Annotated in this window: 22 protein-coding genes; 16 read left to right on the plus strand and 6 right to left on the minus strand. The window is 41.2% G+C overall.

The features are described 5' to 3' along the window. The first annotated feature begins 77 nt into the window (after positions 1-77). The gene (locus tag ABD006_RS08070) at positions 78-1,031 is read left to right on the plus strand and encodes a glycine betaine ABC transporter substrate-binding protein (RefSeq protein WP_343839611.1); all 954 of its coding nucleotides are present in this window, start codon (positions 78-80) and stop codon (positions 1,029-1,031) included. Between the two features lie 352 nt (positions 1,032-1,383). Here the strand turns inward: ABD006_RS08070 and ABD006_RS08075 are convergent, their stop codons facing one another. From ABD006_RS08075 to ABD006_RS08085, 3 genes are all read right to left on the minus strand, one after another. Then, positions 1,384-1,758 carry a YtxH domain-containing protein gene (locus ABD006_RS08075; RefSeq protein WP_343839613.1) on the minus strand — a complete coding sequence of 125 codons (375 nt, stop codon included), beginning with the start codon at positions 1,756-1,758 and terminating at the stop codon, positions 1,384-1,386. Positions 1,759-1,999: 241 nt separating this feature from the next. Continuing rightward, the gene (locus ABD006_RS08080; RefSeq protein WP_343839616.1) at positions 2,000-2,533 is read right to left on the minus strand and encodes a tryptophan transporter; all 534 of its coding nucleotides are present in this window, start codon (positions 2,531-2,533) and stop codon (positions 2,000-2,002) included. A 152-nt stretch (positions 2,534-2,685) separates the two neighbouring features. Further along, positions 2,686-3,102 carry an HIT family protein gene (locus ABD006_RS08085; protein ID WP_343839618.1) on the minus strand — a complete coding sequence of 139 codons (417 nt, stop codon included), beginning with the start codon at positions 3,100-3,102 and terminating at the stop codon, positions 2,686-2,688. A 612-nt stretch (positions 3,103-3,714) separates the two neighbouring features. Between ABD006_RS08085 and ABD006_RS08090 the strand changes: the two genes are divergently transcribed. From ABD006_RS08090 to ABD006_RS08100, 3 genes are read left to right on the plus strand one after another with little or no spacing between them, the layout of a single operon-like run. Then, positions 3,715-4,458, plus strand: a complete 744-nt coding sequence (locus ABD006_RS08090; protein ID WP_343839620.1) for an ABC transporter ATP-binding protein — start codon at positions 3,715-3,717, stop codon at positions 4,456-4,458. Continuing rightward, positions 4,451-5,683, plus strand: a complete 1,233-nt coding sequence (locus ABD006_RS08095; protein WP_343839622.1) for an ABC transporter permease — start codon at positions 4,451-4,453, stop codon at positions 5,681-5,683. Before ABD006_RS08090 ends, ABD006_RS08095 begins: the two co-directional genes overlap by 8 nt. Positions 5,684-5,706: 23 nt before the next feature. Continuing rightward, entirely contained in the window at positions 5,707-6,426 is a 720-nt protein-coding gene (locus tag ABD006_RS08100; protein ID WP_343839624.1) for an EcsC family protein, read from the plus strand. Between the two features lie 356 nt (positions 6,427-6,782). Here ABD006_RS08100 and ABD006_RS08105 read toward each other — a convergent pair whose 3' ends face one another. Beyond that, positions 6,783-7,958, minus strand: coding sequence for a M20 metallopeptidase family protein (locus tag ABD006_RS08105; RefSeq protein ID WP_343839625.1), 1,176 nt, complete (start codon positions 7,956-7,958; stop codon positions 6,783-6,785). A 501-nt stretch (positions 7,959-8,459) separates the two neighbouring features. Between ABD006_RS08105 and liaF the strand changes: the two genes are divergently transcribed. The 5 genes from liaF (at position 8,460) to ABD006_RS08130 (ending at position 11,875) form a co-directional block, all read left to right on the plus strand. Beyond that, the gene (liaF, locus tag ABD006_RS08110; protein WP_343839626.1) at positions 8,460-9,227 is read left to right on the plus strand and encodes a cell wall-active antibiotics response protein LiaF; all 768 of its coding nucleotides are present in this window, start codon (positions 8,460-8,462) and stop codon (positions 9,225-9,227) included. 12 nt (positions 9,228-9,239) lie between these two features. Beyond that, entirely contained in the window at positions 9,240-10,289 is a 1,050-nt protein-coding gene (locus ABD006_RS08115) for a sensor histidine kinase (protein WP_343839627.1), read from the plus strand. A 14-nt stretch (positions 10,290-10,303) separates the two neighbouring features. After that, positions 10,304-10,945, plus strand: coding sequence for a response regulator transcription factor (locus tag ABD006_RS08120; RefSeq protein ID WP_343839628.1), 642 nt, complete (start codon positions 10,304-10,306; stop codon positions 10,943-10,945). A 95-nt stretch (positions 10,946-11,040) separates the two neighbouring features. Beyond that, complete coding sequence (locus tag ABD006_RS08125) at positions 11,041-11,466, plus strand: disulfide oxidoreductase (protein WP_343839629.1); 426 nt, start codon at positions 11,041-11,043, stop codon at positions 11,464-11,466. A 4-nt stretch (positions 11,467-11,470) separates the two neighbouring features. After that, complete coding sequence (locus tag ABD006_RS08130) at positions 11,471-11,875, plus strand: thioredoxin family protein (RefSeq protein ID WP_044160983.1); 405 nt, start codon at positions 11,471-11,473, stop codon at positions 11,873-11,875. Positions 11,876-11,930: 55 nt separating this feature from the next. On the opposite strand, the gene ABD006_RS08135 is transcribed toward ABD006_RS08130, so the two are convergent. Beyond that, complete coding sequence (locus ABD006_RS08135) at positions 11,931-12,443, minus strand: antibiotic biosynthesis monooxygenase family protein (RefSeq protein ID WP_343839633.1); 513 nt, start codon at positions 12,441-12,443, stop codon at positions 11,931-11,933. 135 nt (positions 12,444-12,578) lie between these two features. On the opposite strand from ABD006_RS08135, the gene ABD006_RS08140 reads away from it, so the two are divergent. The 4 genes from ABD006_RS08140 to hemY all read left to right on the plus strand — a co-directional run bounded on the left by ABD006_RS08140 (position 12,579) and on the right by hemY (position 18,246). Continuing rightward, positions 12,579-14,750 carry a transglycosylase domain-containing protein gene (locus ABD006_RS08140; protein ID WP_343839635.1) on the plus strand — a complete coding sequence of 724 codons (2,172 nt, stop codon included), beginning with the start codon at positions 12,579-12,581 and terminating at the stop codon, positions 14,748-14,750. Positions 14,751-14,853: 103 nt separating this feature from the next. Continuing rightward, positions 14,854-15,888: a uroporphyrinogen decarboxylase gene (gene hemE / locus ABD006_RS08145; protein WP_343839637.1), complete on the plus strand. Its 1,035-nt coding sequence runs from the start codon at positions 14,854-14,856 to the stop codon at positions 15,886-15,888. Positions 15,889-15,905: 17 nt separating this feature from the next. After that, positions 15,906-16,850, plus strand: a complete 945-nt coding sequence (gene hemH / locus ABD006_RS08150; RefSeq protein WP_343839639.1) for a ferrochelatase — start codon at positions 15,906-15,908, stop codon at positions 16,848-16,850. Continuing rightward, entirely contained in the window at positions 16,843-18,246 is a 1,404-nt protein-coding gene (gene hemY / locus ABD006_RS08155) for a protoporphyrinogen oxidase (protein WP_343839641.1), read from the plus strand. Before hemH ends, hemY begins: the two co-directional genes overlap by 8 nt. A 173-nt stretch (positions 18,247-18,419) precedes the next feature. Here the strand turns inward: hemY and yhfH are convergent, their stop codons facing one another. Beyond that, positions 18,420-18,536, minus strand: a complete 117-nt coding sequence (yhfH, locus tag ABD006_RS08160; protein ID WP_162038939.1) for a protein YhfH — start codon at positions 18,534-18,536, stop codon at positions 18,420-18,422. 242 nt (positions 18,537-18,778) lie between these two features. Here yhfH and ABD006_RS08165 point away from each other — a divergent pair, with 242 nt between their 5' ends. From ABD006_RS08165 to ABD006_RS08175, 3 genes are all read left to right on the plus strand, one after another. Next, complete coding sequence (locus tag ABD006_RS08165) at positions 18,779-19,516, plus strand: MBL fold metallo-hydrolase (RefSeq protein WP_343839643.1); 738 nt, start codon at positions 18,779-18,781, stop codon at positions 19,514-19,516. 118 nt (positions 19,517-19,634) lie between these two features. Continuing rightward, positions 19,635-20,639 (plus strand): lipoate--protein ligase, encoded by a 1,005-nt coding sequence (lplA, locus tag ABD006_RS08170; RefSeq protein ID WP_343840282.1) that lies wholly within the window; start codon positions 19,635-19,637, stop codon positions 20,637-20,639. A 369-nt stretch (positions 20,640-21,008) separates the two neighbouring features. Then, on the plus strand, positions 21,009-22,550 hold the full coding sequence (locus ABD006_RS08175; RefSeq protein ID WP_343839644.1) for a fatty acid--CoA ligase family protein: 1,542 nt from the start codon (positions 21,009-21,011) through the stop codon (positions 22,548-22,550). Positions 22,551-22,669: the final 119 nt, after the last annotated feature.

A 22,669-nucleotide genomic window follows, 5' to 3' on the forward strand; every position in this document is an offset into this window, starting at 1 on the left:
TCACGGGTAACTGCATCGCTAAATGATGCGGTTCCCCGAACATATATATTATTAAAACTTTAGGAGGAATACATCTTATGTTTAAGAAATTTAAATTTCTTGGTTTAACCGCAGCACTATTACTAGCACTTCTTTTAGCAGCATGTGGTGGCGGTGAAAACACCGATGATAGCAGCGATAACGCTGACAACGGAAATGCTGAAGAATCAAGCGGTGTAGAACTAGGTGAATCTGAATTAGAAATTCCGTATGTAGCATGGGCAGGTGCTCTTGCACGTACTCCATTAGTTCAACAGGTTCTTGAAGAGGTAGGATACACTGTAGAAACTACACAAGTGGAAGCAGGAGCTATGTGGTCAAGTGTTGCAAATGATGATGCGTCATTCATGACAGCTTCATGGCTGCCAGCTACCCACCAATCATACTGGGAGCAATATCAGGATGATGTAGAAGTTGCTGGTGAATTTGTAGCACAGGCACCACTTGCATTAACTGTTCCATCTTACATGGAAGATGTAAACTCTATTGAAGACCTTAAAGGTAATGAAGAATTAGGTGAAGCAACAGAGTGGCAAATTATAGGTATTGACCCAGGTGCCGGAATTATGCAGAATACACAAACAGCACTTGAAGAATATGGTCTGGAAAACTGGACACTGACTTCCAGTTCTGAAGCTGCCATGCTTTCTGAGCTGCAAACTAAGATTGAAAATGAAGAACCAATTATCGTACCACTTTGGAAGCCACACTGGGCATTTGCCGAAATGGATCTGAAAATGTTAGAAGATCCTAATGAAGTTTATGGTGGTGCTGGTGACCGCATCGAAGCTATCGCACATAAGAGCTTCAAGGAAGATTCACCTGCAGCTTACGAAGTGATTCAACGCCTAACAGAAGACTACAACACTGAAATGGAAAACGAATTGCTAGTAGCTATCAACGGTGGAGCTGAACCAGCTGATGCAGCAGCTCAATTCCTTGAAGACAATCCAGATCTTCTTGAAAAATGGACAAAAGATCTAGGTGAATAATCTATATTGAATAACTGTAAAAAGGCTGTCTCTACATTGAGACAGTCTTTTTATCACGTATTAACTGGCCGTAATACCCCCACTTCAAATTTTGAGGGTAACCCAACAAGACTAAGTGGAGGATAAACGGCTAGTAAAAACCTGATAAGTTCAACTAACCATCAGTGGGGGATGGGAAAACCCCCACTGATGGAAGTTTCACTTTATATAGGTGAAGCCAAGTGCAGAGATTTGGGGGTCAATCAGGATTCACTGATCATTGATTTTCTGTGATATATGAATGTTAATATAGGCTAATGATTTTTTTCCACATAAAAAAGTGTATGTCCTATACGAACATACACCGTTATCCTTATTCGTTTTCTTTTTTAGCTGCATTCATTTTTTCTTCTAATTCCTTCAGGCTGTCCTCTACATTTTTTAAATGCTCCTGGATATTTTCCTGATGTGGTTCAATCGTCTTTTTCCAATTTTCAATAGATTCTTTTACATCCTGAGAGAGTTCTTTTAGAAGAACCGCACCTTCTTTTGTTGTTTTAGTCAATTGATTTTTCAAATCCAGACCTTCGTTTTTTAATTCTTCAATCGTTTGTTTAAGCTTTACACTTTGTTCTCTTGCTCTTCTGCGTACGTCTTGTCCGGAAGATGGTGTTGTAAGTAAAGAGGTGGATGCACCGATGACACCACCAAAAATGAGGCCAAGTAATAATGATTTTCCTTTTGACATATCATTACCCCCTTTAGTAGTAAAAATCGATCGTTGATGGAAATGAGCGATTTAATCATTCAGTAATCAATCTGTATACAAAACAATAAAAGCGTAATCATTTCCTTATAGTTATTATTATAACGCTTTTCATTCATAATGTTTAGGAAAAACGTAAAAATAAGTGAAAAACAAAACTCCAGAGCATCACTGCATCTGGAGTTTTACGTAAATATTCTTAATGGAACAACCCTATAGATTTCTATGCCTTTTGCAATGTGATCGTGGACCGTTTCATGATGGACTGAAGTATTGGATAAACAACAAATATAATAATGGTATTGGCAATCGTTGCCGGGATAACGACTGAAGCAAAGAGTGCGCCAAAGCCTGCTCCCAGTTCAACACCCAGAATAAATAGTGCAACGGATAAGAAAATCGCTCCACTAATCATGGTACCGATGGCAGTCATGACTGGTGCTGAAATAACATCTTTCACTCCTTTGGATAGCAATACATAAAGTCCAAAGAATATAAAGGCAGTAATTGGTTTATCAATGAGATTTGAAATCTGTCCACCAGGCATTGTTGTTGTTAATGCGGTTAATAGTCCTGTAGCCACCGAAAGCACGAGTACATATTGAACCTTTGGAAACAAGAGTATCCCCAGGAACATCATCGCCAGTTGCAGGTCATGCTTCATTCCGAAAAGAACACCGGGCATTACCAGGTGCAATACAGTACCAATCCCGATAAATAGGGAAAGCAAAATTAAAACACGTGTATCCATTTTCATTTGTAAATCCTCTCCTCATCTAAACTATTCTCAACTAATGTCTTTCCAATCATATCCTGGTGATTGATTGCGAAAGAGTTATCATCATTATAACAGAACCGCGTTACCAGCTAAAGAAAAAGTTTCAGGGATTTATAAAATTTTTCAGAAAATTAATCGATATTTTTTGTAACCTCGTCTGCAATCTGTTGCAGATCATGCTCATCTGGATGTGTTTCCCATTTCAGGTCAAACCCGTCCTTATCATCATCATATCTCGGTATTAAATGTATATGTAAATGAAAAACAGTCTGACCGGCAAATTCTCCATTGTTTTGCAAAATGTTTAAGCCCTTAGGCTGGTATGTTTTTCTGAGAGCATTCGCTATTTTAGGAATTCTGGAAAATACCTTCTCAGCAACTTCCGGGTCTGTCTCAAAAATGTTCTCTGTATGGTTTTTGGGAATCACTAAGGTATGTCCCTTTGAAACTTGACTGATATCAAGAAAGGCATATACATCATCATCTTCGTAAATTTTTGCTGAGGGAATTTCACCATCTAAAATCTTACAAAAAATACAGTCTGCCATGATTATCCTCCTCATACTATTGTTTCCTTTATTGTAATAAAGGGAAAAAAACAATGCAATAAGAAAAGCGAAGGCGACCGGTTAGGCCCGACGGCATAAGCAGAATATCCGGAGTGGCCGTATTTTGGCCATGGAGGAGATTCTGCTTATGACCGCTTGGGCCTGGGAGCCGTAGCTGGACAATAAGAAAAGCGAAGGCGACCGGTTAGGCCAGACGGCATAAGCCACAAAAAAGGCAGAGCAACATGTGCTCTGCCTTAAGGAACGGGGATGCATACTGTTGATGAGATGGGGAATACGTTCAGACTATACCTAGTCTGGACGCAATAGTCTACAGTAGCTTTACGGGAATCATCAAGTGTGAAAGAAAGTTGCCTTTCACGAACACCCCATTTCAAAAATGGTTCATTTTAACGTGAAAGAATAATGTCTTTCACCAACACCCCACTTTAAATGGTTTGACGTTCGAGACAATGTTTCACGACTGACTATCTGCCCCGTTCCTCAGTTATTATTGTGTTCAGCATAAACAGGAATTATTCATCTTTTGCAAATCAAAATGTTGATGGTAAAATTTAGATTAGGTATGTGATGGAAGGTGGAGGTAAATCAATGGATCAATTATTAAAGCTGGAGAATGTTCTCGGAGGATATACACAAAAGAATGTTTTAAAGGGGATATCCTTTGATGTACGCCCGCATGAAATTGTGGGATTAATCGGTCTTAACGGAGCCGGAAAAAGTACATCAATTAAACATATTATAGGACTCATGGAGCCAAAAAAAGGGACAATCTCCATTAATGAACAGACATTTCAGGAAAACCCTGAAGATTACCGGAAACAATTTGCTTATATTCCGGAAATGCCTGTTTTATATGAAGAACTGACTCTATATGAGCATCTGCGCCTGACTGCAATGGCCTATGATATACCAGAGGATGAGTTTGAAAAGAGAATCGAGCCCCTCCTGAAGGAATTTCGGTTAGAGAAAAAATTGAAATGGTTCCCTGTTCATTTTTCAAAAGGGATGAGACAGAAAGTGATGATTATGTGTGCCTTTCTCATTGAACCATCCCTCTACATTGTAGATGAGCCCTTCGTCGGACTGGATCCATTAGGGATACAATCCTATCTGCAAATGATGGATAATATGAAAAAACAGGGAGCAGGTGTGCTTATGTCCACACATATACTCTCCACGGCTGAGCGGTACTGTGACCGGTTTGTGATTCTGCATGATGGAGAGGTGCGGGCAAAGGGAACACTGTCAGAGCTTAGAAAGGAATTTCAAATGCCTGATGCTACCCTGGATGATTTGTATATTCAATTGACGAAGGAAGATCAGCATGTTTGATGCCAACGAATTATGGAAAAAAAGATTAGGGGCTCATCTGAAAGAAACAGGCCGGTACATGCGTCTCATTTTTAATGACCATTTAGCTTTTGCCTTGCTGTTTTTTATTGCTGCCTTTGCTTACTTTTATCAGCAATGGCTTGAGAATCTGCCGGAAAATTTCCCGGTTGCATGGATTATGGGAATTGTCTTAGGTTTGCTGGTCACCCATAGTCAGGTCCGAACCCTGTTGCAGGAAGCAGACACCGTTTTTCTTCTGCCTGCCGAGCATAAAATGGGAAGCTATTTTCGCAAGGCATTCTGGTACAGTTTTTTCACTCAGCTTTACTCTTTAGCACTGGGATATGCAGCATTAAGTCCTCTTTATTTAACTGCTTATTCGGACAGGGGAGGCGAATGGTTGATTTACCTTGCTGTCATTCTGATCATCCTCAAAGTCTGGAATCTGCTATTAGGCTGGTGGTTATTAAAAGAGCGGGATGTCCAATATCGCTGGATGGACACTATTTTACGTGCTGTTCTGAACATATTAATTGTGTGCTTCTTTATTCAGGGGGATGCCATACTTTATGTCAGTATGATGACGATCATATTGACGGGATACTTCCTGTTGCTGTATCAGGTTTACCGGAAAAAGCAGGGCGTTGCCTGGGATTTACTGATCGAAAAAGAGGAAGCGAGCATGCAGGCCTTCTACAGATTAGCAAACATGTTTACGGATGTACCGCATTTAAAGAAAAAGGCTAAAAAACGACATTCACTTGTCCGTATGCTCATTCAGCCCGTACCCTTTGAGCAGAGGGAGACCTTTACGTATTTATATCGGATAACATTTGTGAGAAGCAGTGATTATCTTGGAATGTATGTAAGATTACTTCTCATTGCAGCATTCTTTATATTCTGGATACCGATAATATGGTTCAAGCTGGTCTTTGCATTGTTATTCATCTATCTGAGTGGGTTTCAGCTTATTACGCTTTGGAATCACCATAAGACGATTGACTGGCTGGATCTGTATCCAATTCCCAAAGAAGTAAGAAAGCGCTCTTTACAGCAGTTTTTACGGTTTGTCATGCTCATAAAGACATTTATCTTAGGCTTTCTAATGCTTTGGGCTGCATCCTGGCAGGAAATGATTCTGTTTTGGGCTCTGGGTGGATTATTTACTCTCATATTTGTGAATACATATGTGAAGAGCAGGCTGGAACGAAAGCGGACAATATAGATCAAAAATGAGGGAATGATCACATGCAAGCCTATGAACAACAGGTTCTTAAGGAAGCTTTAAAATGGAAACGGAAAATGAAGAGAAAGTCTTCACTGGTACAAAAGGCATCGAAATCCGTACAGACTAAAATCAATCAGAAAATTCCGGATCAGGCTCATAAAGTGATTACGGAGAGCATTCGTAAAATGATAGAAGTATCTTTAACTAGCTCCGCATATATTTATAAAGTTGAAGTAAACCCGGAATGGGGATTCGAAAAAAGGGAACAGGAAATCAGAGAACGTCTGCAGAAGTATCGGAATACGGCTGCGGTTGAAGGTGCCGGTACAGGTGCTGGTGGTATTTTCTTAGGTATGGCAGATTTCCCCATGCTTTTAAGTATAAAGATGAAATTTTTATTTGATGTGGGGCAGCTATACGGGATGAATGTCAACAACTACGAAGAACGAATGTATTTGCTTCATCTATTTATGCTGGCTTTCTCAGGTGATCAAAGCCGGGCCCGTGTGTTACACAGAGTCGTTCATTGGGAACAGGAAAAGGAAAAATGGGCCGAAATTGACTGGAAGGAGCTGCAGCAGGAATATCGGGACACGATTGATTTTGTGAAAATGCTCCAGCTTATTCCCGGCTTTGGTGCCGTTGTTGGGGCGTGGGCGAATTCCCGATTATTAAACCAGCTGGGAGAAACAGCCATGAATGGATATCGACTCAGGCTGCTGGACGGGAAGAATAATTAGATGATAACGAAACAAACAAGAGCATCCAGGCTATGTGATGAACCCTGAGATGCTCTTGTTTTGTGTTTTTGAAAAATCGTTATCACGTATTAACTGGCCGTAATACCCCCCACTTCAAGTTTTGAGGGTAACCCAACAAGACTAAGTTGGGGATAAACGGCCAGTAAAAACCTGATAAGTTCAACTAACAAGAAAAGCGGAGGCGACCGGTTAGGTCATGCGGGATAAGACGAAGACATGGAGTTGCATGGGCTTGGCCACGGAATGGCTTTGGCTTATATCCGCCTTGACCTGGGAGCCGCAGCTGGCCAAATCAGTGGGGGATGGAGAACCCCCCCACTGATGGAAGTTTCACTTTATGAATGCTTTTCCTGATAGCTTCGATAAGCCTGCAGCAAAGTTTTGGCGTCCAGTGGAAGGGCCCTTTCATCGAAGTCAAATTTCGGATGGTGATGAGGGTAATTCTCTTTTTCTTTTTGAGCTCCAGTAAAATAAAAGGCACCCGGTTTTTCCAATAAATAATAGGCAAAATCTTCACCGGTCATGGAAGGTTCCACTTCCTCCGTATCCTTTATTCCCGGAACGTTTTTTCCTTCCTTGAGAATCAGTTCAGCCTCATCCGGATGATTCACAACAGGTGGATAACCCTTAGCGTAATGAAAATCATAGTCTGCCTCATAGGGAAGACATACACTTTTTATAATGCTCTCCATCTGCTCAATAATCTTTTCCTGAACATTCGCATCAAAGGTTCGAACAGTTCCAACCAGTTTAGCAGAGTCTGCAATAATGTTGAAGGCCTGGCCGGCTTCAAAGGTTCCGACAGTAACGACACCTGTTTTCAGCGGATCAATACGGCGGCTCATAATTTGCTGAAGCTGTGTGACCAGCTGTGAGGCGATGACAATGGCATCCTTTGTCTGGTGAGGCTTTGCTCCATGGCCACCTTTCCCCTTAATGCTAATTTCAAAGCGATCTGCACCTGCCATAAAATTTCCTTTAGAGGTATGCAAAAGCCCAAGGGGGGTATCTGTCCACAGGTGCGTGCCAAATACAGCATCAACGTTTTCTAATACACCTGCTTCAATCATCGGTTTTGCCCCACCTGGCGCATATTCTTCAGCAGGCTGATGGATGAAAATTATCGTTCCTGGAAGCTGTTCCTGAAAGGGAAGGACAGCCTTTGCCAAACATAACAGAGCTGCTGTATGTCCATCATGACCACAGGCATGCATGACACCTGGAACTTTTGATTTATACGAAACTTCATTTTCCTCCTGTATGGGGAGTGCGTCAAAATCAGCACGTAAAGCCACAGTTTTACCTGGTTTTCCACCCTTTAGAGTGGCTGTGACACCATAACCTCCAATATTCGTACGGCAGGGTATGCCCAGCTGATTATAAAAATCGGCTATGTACTTTGAGGTTTTTTCCTCATGAAAGGATAGCTCCGGATACTGATGAAGATACCGGCGGATGTTGACCATCTCATCAAATAAGTCATCAACAGCCTGAAAGATTTTGTCCCACATATGAATCTCCTCTCCACGTATTTAATCGTGATGCAGCTGTCCGTCATATTCTCCCTTTAATACATGGAAGGAGAGATATAAAGGTACGGGTTAACAGACGCTGACATCCCGATAAGATCACTATATAGTTAAATTATAACAAATAAAGGCCTGTCCCCCAATCCTTTCCGCACAGATAACAGACCTGTTATGATTATACATCCTTCAGCAGTCGCTCAATCCCCACTTGTGGTGCATTTCGTCTGCAAGGCTATAAAACCATCTCGCTATACTGAGTCGTTATGACAGATCGATGTCTTTTTATCCCGGAATTTAAAAAATCAGTCCACAGGCGGAGACGGAAACCAACTTCTGCTTGTATCCTGATTATTTAGCAGGGATATATACTGGTTATATTCAAGTCAATGTAACTCTGAGCTTTATTCTTAGCAGGTGTAAAGAAAAAGAAGGAATTTTGTCGTCTTTGTATAATACAATGATTATGGAAAGAAGAGGGTGAATATGAAATCACAAAGCTTAGTTAAAGTTCTTTTATCATTCTTATTGATTGCTGCGGGTGTTTTTCTCATATTGGAGAATATAGGCATTATTTCCGTGGAAATATCCGATATTATTGCAAAAAACTGGCCGATTCTATTAATTGTGATTGGCCTGAAGTGGTTTGTCGACAGTTTTCGAGATAGCAAAGGGGGTAGCTGGGCTTTTGGCTCCTTTCTCGCTATTTATGCGTCTCTTGTTGTGTTAGGGAATTATGGCGTTCTTTCCTTTGGATTCGGTGATATTTGGGAATTATGGCCCTTACTTTTGATTTATATTGGTTTGCATTTTTTATTTTTCACGAAAAGGAAGGATAAAAAAGGGAATGGAGTAAAAGTCACCATTGATTCAGACCGTGGGAATACCAAAAATAATCACTCATTTGTCGGATCCCATAATTTTAACGAAGAAAATTGGACAGTAGAGCCCCTGGAAATGTGGTCAGGAGTAGGAGATTACTATTTTGATTTTACAAAGGCTTATATTCCAAATAGAGATACCCCTATTACAATCAAGGGCTGGGTAGGGGATGTGCGTATGCTGATGCCTGAGGATATAGCCTTCAGGATCGATGCAACGGCAAGTGTAGGTGATATTAAAGTGCTGGAGAAAGAGGCAAATGGTGTATCAAAGAATCTCGTTTATCAAACCCCTGACTATGAAGAGGCTGTTCAAAGGCTGACCATTCATCTTCATCTCCAGGTGGGCGATATTCGGATTGATCGGGTATAGGAGAGAATATATATGTTTCACAAACTCAATAGTCTGCGCTTTCAGATCGTACGTACACAGTTTCAGACCATTTATTTTTCCTTGTTAGTGATTGCCTGTGTGTTATTTTTTACATATTCGGTCATCCATCCATCCTGGCTGACTCTGGAAGCCATTTTTTTCAGTATATTATTAATCTGCCTGTTGATGACCCCTGTTGCTATGTACGTAAGCTTTCATTATGCAGGTCAGGTCAAGGAAAGAATGGATGGAATATCGGTTCTAATTACACAATTGGCGAAAGGGAAATATGGTGCCAGAATCATTAATCAAGATTATAAGAGTTCAGGTGATGAGATTGATTACATAGCCGATGATTTAAATCAATTAGCCGAAAAAATGGAAAAGCAGGTGAAGTCCCTGCAGCGGATGGCTGATGAGAAGAATGACTTTGCCCAGGAGGCACACAAAGTGGCGACCATGGAAGAAAGACAGCGACTGGCAAGAGATTTACATGATGCTGTCAGCCAGCAGCTATTTGCGTTAACCATGATGTCACAGGCTACCGTAAAATTGCTCGATAAAAAGCCGGAAAAAGCTAAGGAGCAAATGAAGGAAGTCGCCCAAATGGCTCTGCAGGCCCAAACAGAAATGCGGGCACTATTGCTTCACCTTCGTCCTGTTCACTTATCCGGGGAATCCTTACAGACAGGCATTGCAAAACTGATAGAAGAACTGAAACAGCGCTGCTCCATTGATTTTCAGGTGAACTTAGATGACACCTTACATCTGTCAAAAGCCACCGAAGAGCAGCTCTTTCGAATGGTACAGGAAATTCTCTCCAACATTCTCCGGCATGCACAGGCCAGTCATGTACTCCTGGAACTGAAACAGCGTGAGGAAAGTGTCACACTTTATATTCGGGATGATGGGAAAGGATTTAATGTCAGTGAGAAGACGGAAAATCAAGCCTCATATGGGTTAAAGACCCTGAACGAACGGGCCGGGGAACTTGGGGGTTCCTTTATTATACGTTCTAAAGAGGGAGAAGGAACATATAGTACGATACGTATACCACTCTAGGGGGAAGAAGATGAATGAAAAATCAAATAAAAGTATTAATTGTGGATGATCATGAGGTTGTTCGAAAAGGAATTTCAACCTATTTAATGACAGACGATGACATTGCAGTCACCGGGGAAGCAACCAGTGGGAATGAAGGCTGTGCTCTGGCGAAGAAGGAACCGCCGGATGTGGTTCTGATGGATTTAATTATGAATGATGGGAATGGAATTGAGGCAACCAGAGAGATTATGTCCTTTCACCCTGAATGTAAAATTATTATTCTGACAAGCTATTACGATGATGAAAAGGTGTTTCCAGCCCTCAAAGCAGGTGCATTCAGTTATATGCTGAAAACTTCCTCAGCAGAAGAAATTGTCGATGCGATTAAAAAGGCCTACAAGGGTGAAAATGTTATTGAAGCTAAGATTGCGGGTAAAATGATGAATCGTTTCAGAGCGTCCCATTCTCTTCCTCATGAAGAACTGACAGAGCGGGAGAAGGAAGTCCTGATCTGTATTGGGCAGGGATTAACCAATCAGGAAATAAGTGAACAGCTCTTTATTGGAATTAAAACCGTGAAAACTCATGTAAGTAATGTTCTTAGTAAGCTGGAGGTTCAGGACCGTACCCAGGCGGCGGTATATGCACACAAAAACGGTCTGATGAACGATTGATCAAATATAGATTTCCCTCTGATGTTCTATGAATTATGTTATGATAAAATAGACTTTAAGATTTGACTGGAATTTTTCAGTGAGGAGATATACATATGACGTTTAGCAAGACTGAGGAAAATCTGCTGTTAATCATATGGGGAACAGCCTTTATCGCTACTTGTGGAAGTCTGTTTTATTCGGAAATTATGCAATTTGAACCCTGCAAATTATGCTGGTTCCAACGAATTTTGATGTATCCACTAGTCGTGATTATTGGCACAGCTATTATCAAAAAGAATGCTCAGATCGCGTTGCCGGGATTTATCTTGAGTATTATAGGTGCACCACTTGCTCTCTATCACTATATCATTCAGAAGGTAAATAGTGCCGGGGCTGCTGATTTTTGTGGACAGGGGGCTTCCTGCACAGCAGAGTACGTTAATTATTTTGGTTTTGTTACGATACCATTTCTTTCATTGTTTGCTTTTACAGCAATCGTAATCTTATTTATTGTCAGCTTTACAAAGAGAAGGGGATGAAAACGTGAAAAAAATATTCATTATCGGTGGAATCATAGTCGTATTATTCGGGGCACTTATTGCTGTTGTACAATATCAGAATAATGATTTATATGGAAATCAGATAAAGCCGGATGAACTGCAGCAATCTCTGGACAACGGGGAAGACAAGACCATTTATTTCTATAGTCCGGAATGCCCGCACTGTAAAAAAGCCACTCCAATTGTTGTTCCACTAACGGAGGATTTGGGAATTAACATGGAAAAGGTCAATGTTCTGGAGTATGAGGAAGCTTTGCGCCAATTTAAAATTGAGTATACCCCAACCATTGTCCGCTATGAAGATGGAGAGGAAGTCAAGCGCTTTGTCGGAGCAGCTGAGGAAGAAAAATACAGAACCTTTTTTGAGCAGAATGTATTAGATGAATAAGTGGTACTGAAAAGCCCATGGCTCTAAGCTGAACAATAGAGCTATGGGCTTTTTCTTATGATTCGGTTGAAACCATGGAATAGGCGGTTACATAGGACGGACCTGCGCTGTAAGAAGGCCGATCCTGTTTTTGATCAGCATTCCCTTTATGGGCTTTCGCAAAGGATTGGGAGTTTTTCCAGTTTTGAAAGCTCTTTTCGTCCTCCCATTGAGTGAGAATAATATAAGTATTGCCATGAACAGGTCTTAAAACACGGATGGCCTGAAATCCAGGCATTTCTTCAATTTTTCCCTGCCGGTTCAGAAAACGATCCTCAAATATCGGACGTCCTTCGTCAGTGACAGGAATGTTATTCATCACCACATAGCCTTCTTCCTGCATTTCTCCAACGTAGTCAACCGTTTCATACGTTCGTTCCTCTGCAAATAAATCATCATTATTCCCTTCGTAGTAGGCCAGACCATTTTCCCCATTCTGCATGATGAGAATTCGGGCTTCCGGATGGTCCTGCTTAATTTTTTCTAAAAACTCCACGGTACCATTGGTCATAAGGACTTGCATATCCATTCTCCTTTCATATGCTTCCTATTATCAATCTGCCCATAGACTTATCAAGGCAGACATTTAATTATAATTTACGACAATTTTATCGTATAATAGGAGTGATAATGGAAATTTCGACATCTGTTTGAGGTGCTAATTGTGTTAAAACGAACCCGGATAAAGGAATTATGGAATCAACAGCATCCTGCTGTGAAATGGGCACTGATTCTTGGTTCAGGTACGATTCTGCTGAGTATCATTGGCTTTTCCCTTATTTTACTAGGAGGGAAGTGGGTTGTCGATGATAAAGGATTTGTCTTTTCAGAAGCCACGGTCATTCAAACAGAAAGTGGCGAAGAAGTAGCTACTCTTTACAGTGAGAATCGTACATATGTACCGATTGATCAGATTCCGGATTATGTTCAGAATGCTTTTATTGCAATTGAAGATCAGCGGTTTTACAAGCATGCGGGGGTTGATCTGATTTCTGTGGGAAGAGCCGTTTTTCGCGATTTAATTGCTTTTGAGAAAGTAGAAGGGGCCAGTACGATAACCCAGCAGCTGGTGAAAAACCTTTTCTTAACGAATGACAAATCATGGATGCGTAAAACCAAAGAAGTGATGGGTGCTATTTATCTGGAGAGGAATATGAGCAAAAATAAAATCCTCGAGTATTACTTGAATGAAATCTACTTTGGACACGGGGTATATGGAATTCAGGAAGCATCCCGATTTTATTTTAATAAAAATGTACAGGATTTAACCGTGTCAGAAGGGGCAATGCTGGCTGCTATTCCTAAATCACCTACGTATTTTTCGCCAGTTGATTATCCGGACAATGCAAAGGAAAGAAGAAACCTGGTTTTAGCTTCCATGCAGGAAATGGATATGCTAGACGTTGAAGAAATGACGTCATTACAGGGAAAGACGCTTGGAATCGAGCAGGGGAATCCGGATAAGCGACCGTGGATTGAAACCTATGTTGATCTTGTATTAAAAGAAATGGAGAAGAAATTCCACATTAGTCGGTCTCAGGTCTATCGCGGAGGCTATACAATTGTCACAGGCATTGACCCTGACATTCAGCGAATCGCCTATGAACGATTCCAAATGGACGAGTATTTTAAGGGTGGTTCGACAAAAGGGATGGAAGGAGCATTTGTACTTATTGATCAGGAAACAGGGGCGATTACAGCAGCCCTTGGAGGCACACAGTTTGAGCGTGGCGATTTAAATCGAGTATCGGTCAAACGTCAGCCTGGATCAGTCATCAAACCACTCTCAGTATACGGACCTGCTCTTGAAACAGGGAATTATACGCCTTATTCTTTGCTGGTGGATGAAAAAAGAACCTACCAGGAAAACTATACACCGGAAAATTATAATGATACATACGAAGGAAAGGTAACGATGTATGAGGCGTTGGTTCAATCCAAAAATGCACCTGCTGTCTGGCTGCTGAATGAAATAGGAATTCCATATGTGAAAGGATATTTTGATGGCTTAAATATTTCCCTTCCTGATCAACAGCTAGCCATTGCACTGGGAGGTCTATCACGAGGGATCAGTCCTCTGGAGATGGCAAAAGCCTACCGTACCTTTGTTCATCAGGGCCAGTCTGTGGAGCCTTATGCGATTATACAGGTGAAGAAGGATGGGGAAGTGGTTGGAAAAGTCGAGATGAAAGAAAATCAGATTTTTGAGCCACAGACAGCCTGGAATATGACCAAAATGCTTCAGGCCGTTGTAAATGACGGAACAGGAAGTTATGGGCAATTTTCTAAAGCACTGGCAGGAAAAACAGGTACAACCCAGCACCCCAGTGTTTCCGGTATGAATAAGGATATCTGGTTTGCAGGCTATACACCTGAATATGTGGGTGCAGTCTGGATGGGATATGACAGGACAGATAAAGAGCATTATGTAAAAAGCGGGAGCAGTGCACCGACCAAATTAATGAAGGATATATTAACAGATATCGATCAGAAACGTTCCTTGGCAAAAGAGTTTAACAGACCGGACAATGTAAGGGAATTGTCGGATCCTGTCAGACTGCCTGTGGTTGATGATCTACAAGTGGACCGCCGATTTGGTATTTTCTCTGGCGTAACAGCTGAATTGACATGGACACCTTCAGAGGATGAACGGGTCATTTATCGTATTTATGAAAAGAGTGCGAATGGCTCCACTTTGATAGGGGAGGTTGAAGGCAAGGGAACATTTGAAGATGAGAATATCAGGATGCTGGAGAAAAAGACGTATTACATTGTGCCCTATAACCCGCTGAGTAAGGAAAGTGGCCAGCCATCCAATGAAGCAGTCATTGATTAAGACAATTTCGTGACAAAACATTCGCTTTAGTGTACAGTCAAAATGTTTTCGTATACCATAATAGTTGGATATGAGATGAATAGAGATGAAGGGTGACAGTAGAATGAAGGCATTTAATGATACGATTTTAAAAGCGTATCGGGGGGAGAGTACCTCATACGTACCTTTATGGTTTATGCGTCAGGCAGGGCGATCCCAGCCTGAATATCGAAAATTAAAAGAAAAATATTCATTATTTGAAATTACCCATCAACCGGAGCTATGTGCCTATGTAACCAGGCTTCCTGTTGAAAATTACAATGTTGACGCAGCCATTTTATACAAAGATATAATGTCCCCTCTGCCTCCAATTGGGGTTCAGGTTGAGATTCAGCCTGGCGTGGGACCTGTTATTGATAACCCCGTCCGTTCGAAAACAGATATAGAACGTCTCGGGGAGATTGACCCGGAGCAGGACGTTCCCTATGTCCTGAAAACAATCGAAATCCTCTCAAAAGAGCAGTTGGATGTACCGTTGATTGGCTTTAGTGGTGCACCATTTACGCTAGCGAGTTATATGATTGAGGGCGGACCTTCGAAAAACTATAACAAAACCAAAGCCATGATGTACGGAGATCCGGAAACATGGTTTGCACTGATGGACAAACTAGGTGACCTGATTATTCGCTATGTGAAAGCGCAAATTAAGGCAGGAGCCAGTGCTATACAGATTTTTGATTCCTGGATTGGCGCTGTCAATGAAGAGGATTACCGAATTTTTATTAAACCGACGATGGAAAGGATATTTTCTGCAATAAAAGAAGAAGGAGTTCCAGGTATCTTATTTGGTGTAGGTACCGGCCATCTTCTTAAGGAATGGAATGATTTGTCTGCCGATGTGATAGGTCTTGACTGGCGAACCTCCATTCAGCAGGCACGAAGCATGGGGATTACAAAAACCCTCCAGGGAAATCTTGACCCGGCCGTCTTACTTGCGGATTGGGATGTGATTGAAGAGAGGGTTAAGAGGATTTTAAATCAGGGAATGAGTCAGCCAGGATATGTGTTTAACCTGGGACATGGAGTATTTCCGGATATTAACCCGGGGACATTGAAAAAATTAACAAGCTTTATCCATGAATATACCAAACAATCATAATAAACGAGGTGTTGAAAATGACGAAGAAAAAAATGGGACTATTAGTGATGGCGTATGGTACACCATACAAAGAAGAAGATGTTGAACGTTATTATACGGATATCCGTCACGGAAGAAAGCCTTCTGAGGAAGATCTTCAGGACTTGAAGGATCGTTATAAAGCAATTGGAGGCATATCACCACTTGCTCGTATAACCAAGGAACAGGCAACTTCTTTAGAACAGCAATTAAACGAAATGCAGGATGAAGTAGAATTTCATATGTATCTAGGATTAAAGCATATTGAGCCATTTATTGAGGATGCTGTGGAAGAGATGCACAATGACGGCATTGAAGAAGCTGTAAGTATTGTACTGGCTCCTCATTATTCCACATTCAGTGTAAAATCCTATAATGGTCGTGCTCAGGACAAAGCCGATCAATATGGAATTAAGTTGACCTCAGTAGAAGACTGGTATGATGAGCCTGGATTTATTGATTTCTGGGTAGAGCAGATTAACAAAGTATATGGCGAGATGACAGATGAGCAGCGTGACAAAGCTGTATTAATCGTATCTGCACACAGCCTGCCGGAAAAAATACTGAAGGATGGCGATCCTTATCCGGACCAGTTAAAGGAAACAGCAAGATTAATTACAGATAAAGCGGGAATTAAAAACTATGAAATCGGCTGGCAGAGTGAAGGAAACACTCCTGATCCATGGTTAGGTCCAGATGTACAGGATCTGACAAAAGACTTATACGAGCAGAAAGGATACCGTACTTTTGTATATGCTCCTGTAGGATTTGTGGCTGAGCACTTAGAGGTTCTGTATGACAATGACTATGAATGTAAAGTGGTTTGTGAGGAACTGGGTGCTGATTATTTCCGTCCAGAAATGCCAAACAGCCATCCGCAGTTTATTAAAACTTTAGCCAATGTTGTATGGAGCAAGGCTAAAAGTGGGGTTCAAAATGGGTAATAAACAGATTGCAGTCATAGGCGGCGGAATAGCAGGGCTAACCGCTGCCTATTACTTACAAAAAGAAATTAGAACCCATCAGCTTCCTTATGAAGTGAAGCTGATTGAAGCAAGTGAGGAATTAGGCGGTAAAATTAAAACCGTAAAAAAGGATGGCTTTACTATTGAAAGAGGCCCGGATTCCTTTTTGGCAAGAAAGACAAGTGCTGCACGACTGGCAACTGAGGCGGGACTTGAAGATGAGCTGATTCGTGTTTCATCAGGAAAATCGTATATATTGGCCAATGGGGAATTACATAGTATGCCAAAAGGCTCTTTTATGGGTATCCCGACACAAATCAAACCATTTGTAACGTCAAGTTTATTTTCGATTCCAGGTAAGCTGAGGGCTGCGGGAGATTTTGTTCTTCCTAAAGGAAAACCCCAGGAAGATCAGGCCCTGGGACACTTTTTCCGCCGACGTCTTGGAAATGAAGTTGTGGAAAATATGATTGAACCATTACTGTCAGGGATTTATTCCGGGGATGTAGACAAGTTAAGTTTAATGGCAACCTTCCCGAACTTTTATGATATGGAGCAGAAATATGGCAGTCTGATCCGAGGTTTACAGGAGACAACCGCAAAACCATCAAAATCAGGTACCCAAAAGAAGCCGGGGATGTTTTTAACCTTGAAAAACGGTCTTTCTTCCCTTGTTACTGCTGTTGAAGAGAAACTGGAGGAAGAGACTGTTCTTAAAGGTGTCGCCGTAAATCAGATTGAGAAGAAGAATGAATCATATCAACTGTCCTTAAGCAATGGGAAAGCATTGAGTGCAGACGCTGTCATCATGGCTGCTCCTCATTTAGCGGCTCAGAAAATGTTAAATCAATATGACTTTATGAATGAATGGAAGGAGATGCCTTCTACAAGTGTAGCCAATGTAGCCATGGCTTTTGATGCGGCTGATATTGAAGATGATATTGATGGCACAGGCTTTGTAGTATCACGGAATAGTGATTTCCGAATTACCGCCTGCACCTGGACACATAAGAAATGGCCTCATACAACACCTGAAGGAAAAGCACTGGTTCGCTGTTATGTAGGAAGACCAGATGATCAGGAGGTTGTCCATTTCTCGGATGAGGAAATTGAAGAGATCGTATTACGTGATTTAAATAAGCAAATGAAGATTAAAGGGAAACCTGAAATGAAAGTGGTCACACGCTGGAAAAATGTTATGCCTCAATATACTGTTGGTCACAAACAACGTGTTCAGCGAGTGAAGGAACAAATGGAACAGCACCTGCCCGGTGTCTTTTTAGCTGGCAGCTCTTATGAAGGCATAGGATTACCCGACTGTATTGATCAGGGCGAGAATGCTGTAAGAGATGTTCTTGCGTTTTTAAATAAATAATACGGTGGTTTGGTCAACCGGAAAAGATCATAGGAAGTTTCACATTATTGTAAAGCCTTTTGAATAGCAAAGGGCTTTTTCTTTTGGATTAATATCTGTTATAACACAGAAAAAGAAGGACAGCGGTTTCTGTCCTCCTAAAGGGTAGTGATATGTGATGACAATAAATCTGGTTAACGTGCCGGATGATCGCAATCGTCACAGATATTTCCGTAACAATCAGCCTTCTCGTGGATTTGGCTTCCGCATTTTACACACTTTTTCGATGGCAGATTTCTGAAAAACTCCATAATACTGGACAAGGTTGATCCCTCCACTGTGTTATATAATAGCTTTAACTATTTATATTGTATTATAACACAAGCTCATTTGCAATATGCTGTTTTATAACAAATTTTAAAATTTTATTATTTAGATTATACTTGTTTGTGGGAAGGCTTTTAGGGAGCATCATTTCGTTGGCTGGACACATAGGAAACATACATTTGATTAAAGATTTCCCATGATTGATTTTAAATGAGGAGGAATTTGGATGAGAGTTAAGGTAATCGGCTTCTGGGGTGCCTATCCTGAAGCGGAAGGTGCCACCTCGAGCTATTTATTGGAACAGGATGGGTTTTCGCTGCTGATTGACTGTGGAAGTGGCGCATTGTCCCGTTTGCAAAAGGAACTGGAAATAACGAATCTGGATGCTCTTATTCTCTCCCATTATCATCATGATCATGTAGCAGATATCGGGCCGCTTCAATATGCATTTTTGGTACAATCCTATCTTCGTGAGGACAGCAAGGTGCTGCCTGTTTATGGCCACCTGCGATATCAGGATTTCTTTCATTCATTAACCCATCAATGCACAAAAGGAATTGCTTACAATCCGGCAGAGCCTTTACAGGTCGGCCCTTTCACCATTACATTTTTGCAAACCCGGCACCCGGTTCCGTGCTATGCCATGCGTATGACAAATGGACAGCACACGATTGTTTATACTGCAGACACAAGTTATTTTGAGGATCTGGTTCCGTTTTGCCAAAATGCTGATTTACTTATTGCTGAATGCAGCTTTTACGAAGGTATGGACGGAAGTGGGCTAGGCCATATGACTAGTGATGAGTGTGGAAAATTAGCACAGGCAGCTGGGGTACAACAGTTATGGTTAAGCCATCTTCCCCATTTTGGCCATGTTGAACAGCTGAAAGTAGAGGCTGGCCGCTACTATTCAGGAAAAATCGAACTGGCACAGGAAGCCCTGTCCTTTAGCACTTTAACGTAAGTGGGGACAGTCCCCAAAAATTTAAAAAGTGAAAATTATCACAACCCTTTTCTTTTGCTTTCCGGTTTACAAGTGTTTACAATATTAGACGAGACTAGATAAGGAGTGACCTGTTATGATGTATTTTATTGATAATGAGGGGATTACAGATCCTCAAATAAACCTGGCTATTGAAGAATATGCTCTAAATAACATGGATATTGAAGGCGGCCATACATATTTACTTTTCTATGTGAACGGTCCATCCATCATTATAGGCCGTAATCAGAATACGATTGAAGAGATCAATACAGACTATGTAGAAGAAAACGGAATTAACGTTGTCCGTCGCCTATCTGGTGGAGGAGCGGTTTATCATGATCTTGAGAATCTGAATTTCAGCTTCTTAGCTAAAGATGACGGGAATAGTTTCAGTAACTTTGCGAAATTCACACAGCCTGTAGTGGATGCCCTTCAAAATCTGGGTGTAAATGCAGAACTGTCTGGTCGTAATGATATTGAAGTAGACGGACGTAAGATTTCCGGAAACGCGCAGTACTCTACTAAAGGCGTTATGTTTAGCCATGGTACGTTGATGCTGGATTCAGAGCTGGAAAACGTTGTGAAAGCACTGAAGGTTAAATCAGAAAAAATTAAATCCAAGGGTATTAAATCCATTCGCAGTCGAGTGGCTAATATTTCTGAATTCCTTGATGAAAAAATAACCATGGATGAATTCAAAAGCCTTATTCTACGCTATATTTTTGATGTGAAAAATGCAGAGGATGTACCAAAATATAAACTGACAGAAGAAGATTGGAAAAAAATCCATGAGATTTCCGAAAATCGCTACCAGCAATGGGGATGGAACTACGGAAAATCCCCTAAATTTGATATTCAGCAGTCTAAGCGTTTCGAAGGTGCAGGTACCATTGACGTAAGATTAAATGTTAAGAAAGGGGTTATTGAAGAGAGTAAGATTTACGGTGACTTCTTCGGGGTAGGAGATGTGAAGGATATTGAGGAAAAACTGAATGGTACCCGTTATAATCGTGAAGCTCTCACTGAAGCCCTTAGCGATGTAGACATTAAACATTACTTTGGAAAAATTACTTTAGAAGACTTTGTTGGGTTAGTTTACTAACATAAGGTGAAGAAAAACATGTGTTTCCGTTCGGGAAGCGCATGTTTTTTATATTAACTCTCAAAAAGCATGCCACTCCGGATCTTCTGCTTATGCCGTCGGACCTAACCGGTCGCCTTCGCTTTTCTTTGTCCAGCTGCGGCTCCCAGGTCCAAGCGGTCATAAGCATAAGCTCCTACGTGGCGGAAAAGCATGCCACTCCGGATCTTCTGCTTATGCCGTCGGACCTAACCGGTCGCCTTCGCTTTTCTCACTCATGAAAACCTTTTCTTGTTTATCTGTTTTTTCTGAATTATAATGAAAGTAAGTCTTTTTTTATCTTTAAAAATGAATGATTATTCATTCACCGACTACTTAGGAGGGATCATAATGAACTTAAGTGATCAACTATCCATAACAGCTAAGAATCACTTAAGGGAAACAGCATACGTTTTTCAGGGGGATGAAAAGACGTATCAGGAGTTAGAAGGGGCGGTCACAAAATTTGCCTCGAGTTTAAAAGAGTTGGGGTATGGCAAGGGAGACCATATTGCTCTTGTTTCAGGGAATACTCCACATTTTGTTATTGGATTATATGGTGCAATGCGTATAGGGGCTACTGTTATACCGATAAATCCGATTTATACTGCGGATGAAATCTCCTACATTATTAATGACGGTGATGTAAAAGGGATTATTACTCTGGATGTACTGCTTGAAAAGTTTGAGCATATGTCCCATTTAATTCCGAATGTCGAGCACTATATTGTGGGTGAGACAAACCCGGAAATGCATTTTAATCAATCACCATTAGCAGAGAAGCTAAAATCTTTTGCTCAGCTTCTGGAACAAGGAAGTTTAGATCTGGAAAGGCCCGAACTCGACGATGAAGATACAGCCGTTATTCTGTACACATCGGGTACAACCGGAAAACCCAAGGGAGCTATGCTGACACACAAAAATCTATATTCAAATGCCAAAGACGTAGCAGATTATTTAAAAATCGGTCCGGACGATCGGGTTATTGCTGCGCTGCCAATGTTCCATGTATTTTGCCTGACGGTTGCATTAAATGCCCCTTTAATGAATGGAAGCCAGGTATTAATTATGCCGAAGTTCTCTCCTGTAGACGTATTTAAGGCAGCAAAGGACTATCAGATTACAATTTTTGCCGGAGTTCCTACTATGTATAATTATCTGCTTCAGCATCCTGAAGCAGATTCGGAAAGCTTCGAGAGCATGAGGCTATGTATTTCCGGAGGTGCTGCGATGCCTGTAGCACTACTGGAGAACTTTGAAAAGAAATTCAAAGTTATGATTTCCGAGGGTTATGGTTTATCGGAAGCATCGCCTGTAACGTGTTTTAACCCATTGGACCGCCCTAGAAAGCCTGGTTCCATCGGACAGAGCATTATTCATGTTGAAAATAAGGTAGTGGATGAATTTGGGGAAGAAGTACCGGTGGGTGAAACAGGTGAGCTTGTTGTTCGCGGCCCTAATGTAATGAAAGGCTACTATAAGATGCAGGAAGAAACCAATGCAGCATTAAAAGATGGCTGGCTTTATACCGGTGACATGGCCAAAATGGATGATGAGGGATATTTTTACATTGTTGACCGGAAAAAAGATATGATTCTTGTAGGCGGTTACAATGTCTATCCTCGTGAAGTAGAGGAAGTTTTATACGACCATGATAAAGTAGCAGAAGTGGCTGTTATTGGTGTGCCTGATCCCGACTCAGGTGAAGCAGTTACAGCCTTTGTGGTGCTGAAAGATGGGGAGGAAGTCTCCGAAAGTGAGTTAATTACTTATTGTTCGCAGCATTTAGCGAAATATAAAGTACCGGCTAAAATTGAATTTTTGGATGAACTGCCAAAAAATACAACCGGAAAGATACTGCGCCGCTCTCTTAAAGAAATTGTACAGAACTGATCACCTGCACAATCAGAGGATGTTTTTCATCCTCTGATTTTTTGCACCTTCCGTTTCCTTGTTTCATAGAATAGAATAATTCTATTTTGGTTTTCGTTCTTCAACTATTTTTTCGTATT

Source organism: Salinibacillus aidingensis, from assembly GCF_039522525.1.
Classification (GTDB): Bacteria; Bacillota; Bacilli; order Bacillales; family Alkalibacillaceae; genus Salinibacillus; species Salinibacillus aidingensis.

Bases quoted from the DNA above. Each gene is read 5' to 3' on its own strand.
- ABD006_RS08125 (WP_343839629.1), top strand. From the start codon at position 11,041: ATGACGTTTAGCAAGACTGAGGAAAATCTGCTGTTAATCATATGGGGA.
- ABD006_RS08070 (WP_343839611.1), top strand. From the start codon at position 78: ATGTTTAAGAAATTTAAATTTCTTGGTTTAACCGCAGCACTATTACTA.
- ABD006_RS08080 (WP_343839616.1), bottom strand. From the start codon at position 2,533: ATGAAAATGGATACACGTGTTTTAATTTTGCTTTCCCTATTTATCGGG.
- hemE (WP_343839637.1), top strand. From the start codon at position 14,854: ATGAAGGCATTTAATGATACGATTTTAAAAGCGTATCGGGGGGAGAGT.
- ABD006_RS08165 (WP_343839643.1), top strand. From the start codon at position 18,779: ATGAGAGTTAAGGTAATCGGCTTCTGGGGTGCCTATCCTGAAGCGGAA.
- ABD006_RS08120 (WP_343839628.1), top strand. From the start codon at position 10,304: ATGAAAAATCAAATAAAAGTATTAATTGTGGATGATCATGAGGTTGTT.
- ABD006_RS08135 (WP_343839633.1), bottom strand. From the start codon at position 12,443: ATGGATATGCAAGTCCTTATGACCAATGGTACCGTGGAGTTTTTAGAA.
- ABD006_RS08100 (WP_343839624.1), top strand. From the start codon at position 5,707: ATGCAAGCCTATGAACAACAGGTTCTTAAGGAAGCTTTAAAATGGAAA.
- ABD006_RS08085 (WP_343839618.1), bottom strand. From the start codon at position 3,102: ATGGCAGACTGTATTTTTTGTAAGATTTTAGATGGTGAAATTCCCTCA.
- hemH (WP_343839639.1), top strand. From the start codon at position 15,906: ATGACGAAGAAAAAAATGGGACTATTAGTGATGGCGTATGGTACACCA.
- lplA (WP_343840282.1), top strand. From the start codon at position 19,635: ATGTATTTTATTGATAATGAGGGGATTACAGATCCTCAAATAAACCTG.
- ABD006_RS08075 (WP_343839613.1), bottom strand. From the start codon at position 1,758: ATGTCAAAAGGAAAATCATTATTACTTGGCCTCATTTTTGGTGGTGTC.
- liaF (WP_343839626.1), top strand. From the start codon at position 8,460: ATGAAATCACAAAGCTTAGTTAAAGTTCTTTTATCATTCTTATTGATT.
- ABD006_RS08175 (WP_343839644.1), top strand. From the start codon at position 21,009: ATGAACTTAAGTGATCAACTATCCATAACAGCTAAGAATCACTTAAGG.
- yhfH (WP_162038939.1), bottom strand. From the start codon at position 18,536: ATGGAGTTTTTCAGAAATCTGCCATCGAAAAAGTGTGTAAAATGCGGA.
- hemY (WP_343839641.1), top strand. From the start codon at position 16,843: ATGGGTAATAAACAGATTGCAGTCATAGGCGGCGGAATAGCAGGGCTA.
- ABD006_RS08115 (WP_343839627.1), top strand. From the start codon at position 9,240: ATGTTTCACAAACTCAATAGTCTGCGCTTTCAGATCGTACGTACACAG.
- ABD006_RS08095 (WP_343839622.1), top strand. From the start codon at position 4,451: ATGTTTGATGCCAACGAATTATGGAAAAAAAGATTAGGGGCTCATCTG.
- ABD006_RS08090 (WP_343839620.1), top strand. From the start codon at position 3,715: ATGGATCAATTATTAAAGCTGGAGAATGTTCTCGGAGGATATACACAA.
- ABD006_RS08105 (WP_343839625.1), bottom strand. From the start codon at position 7,958: ATGTGGGACAAAATCTTTCAGGCTGTTGATGACTTATTTGATGAGATG.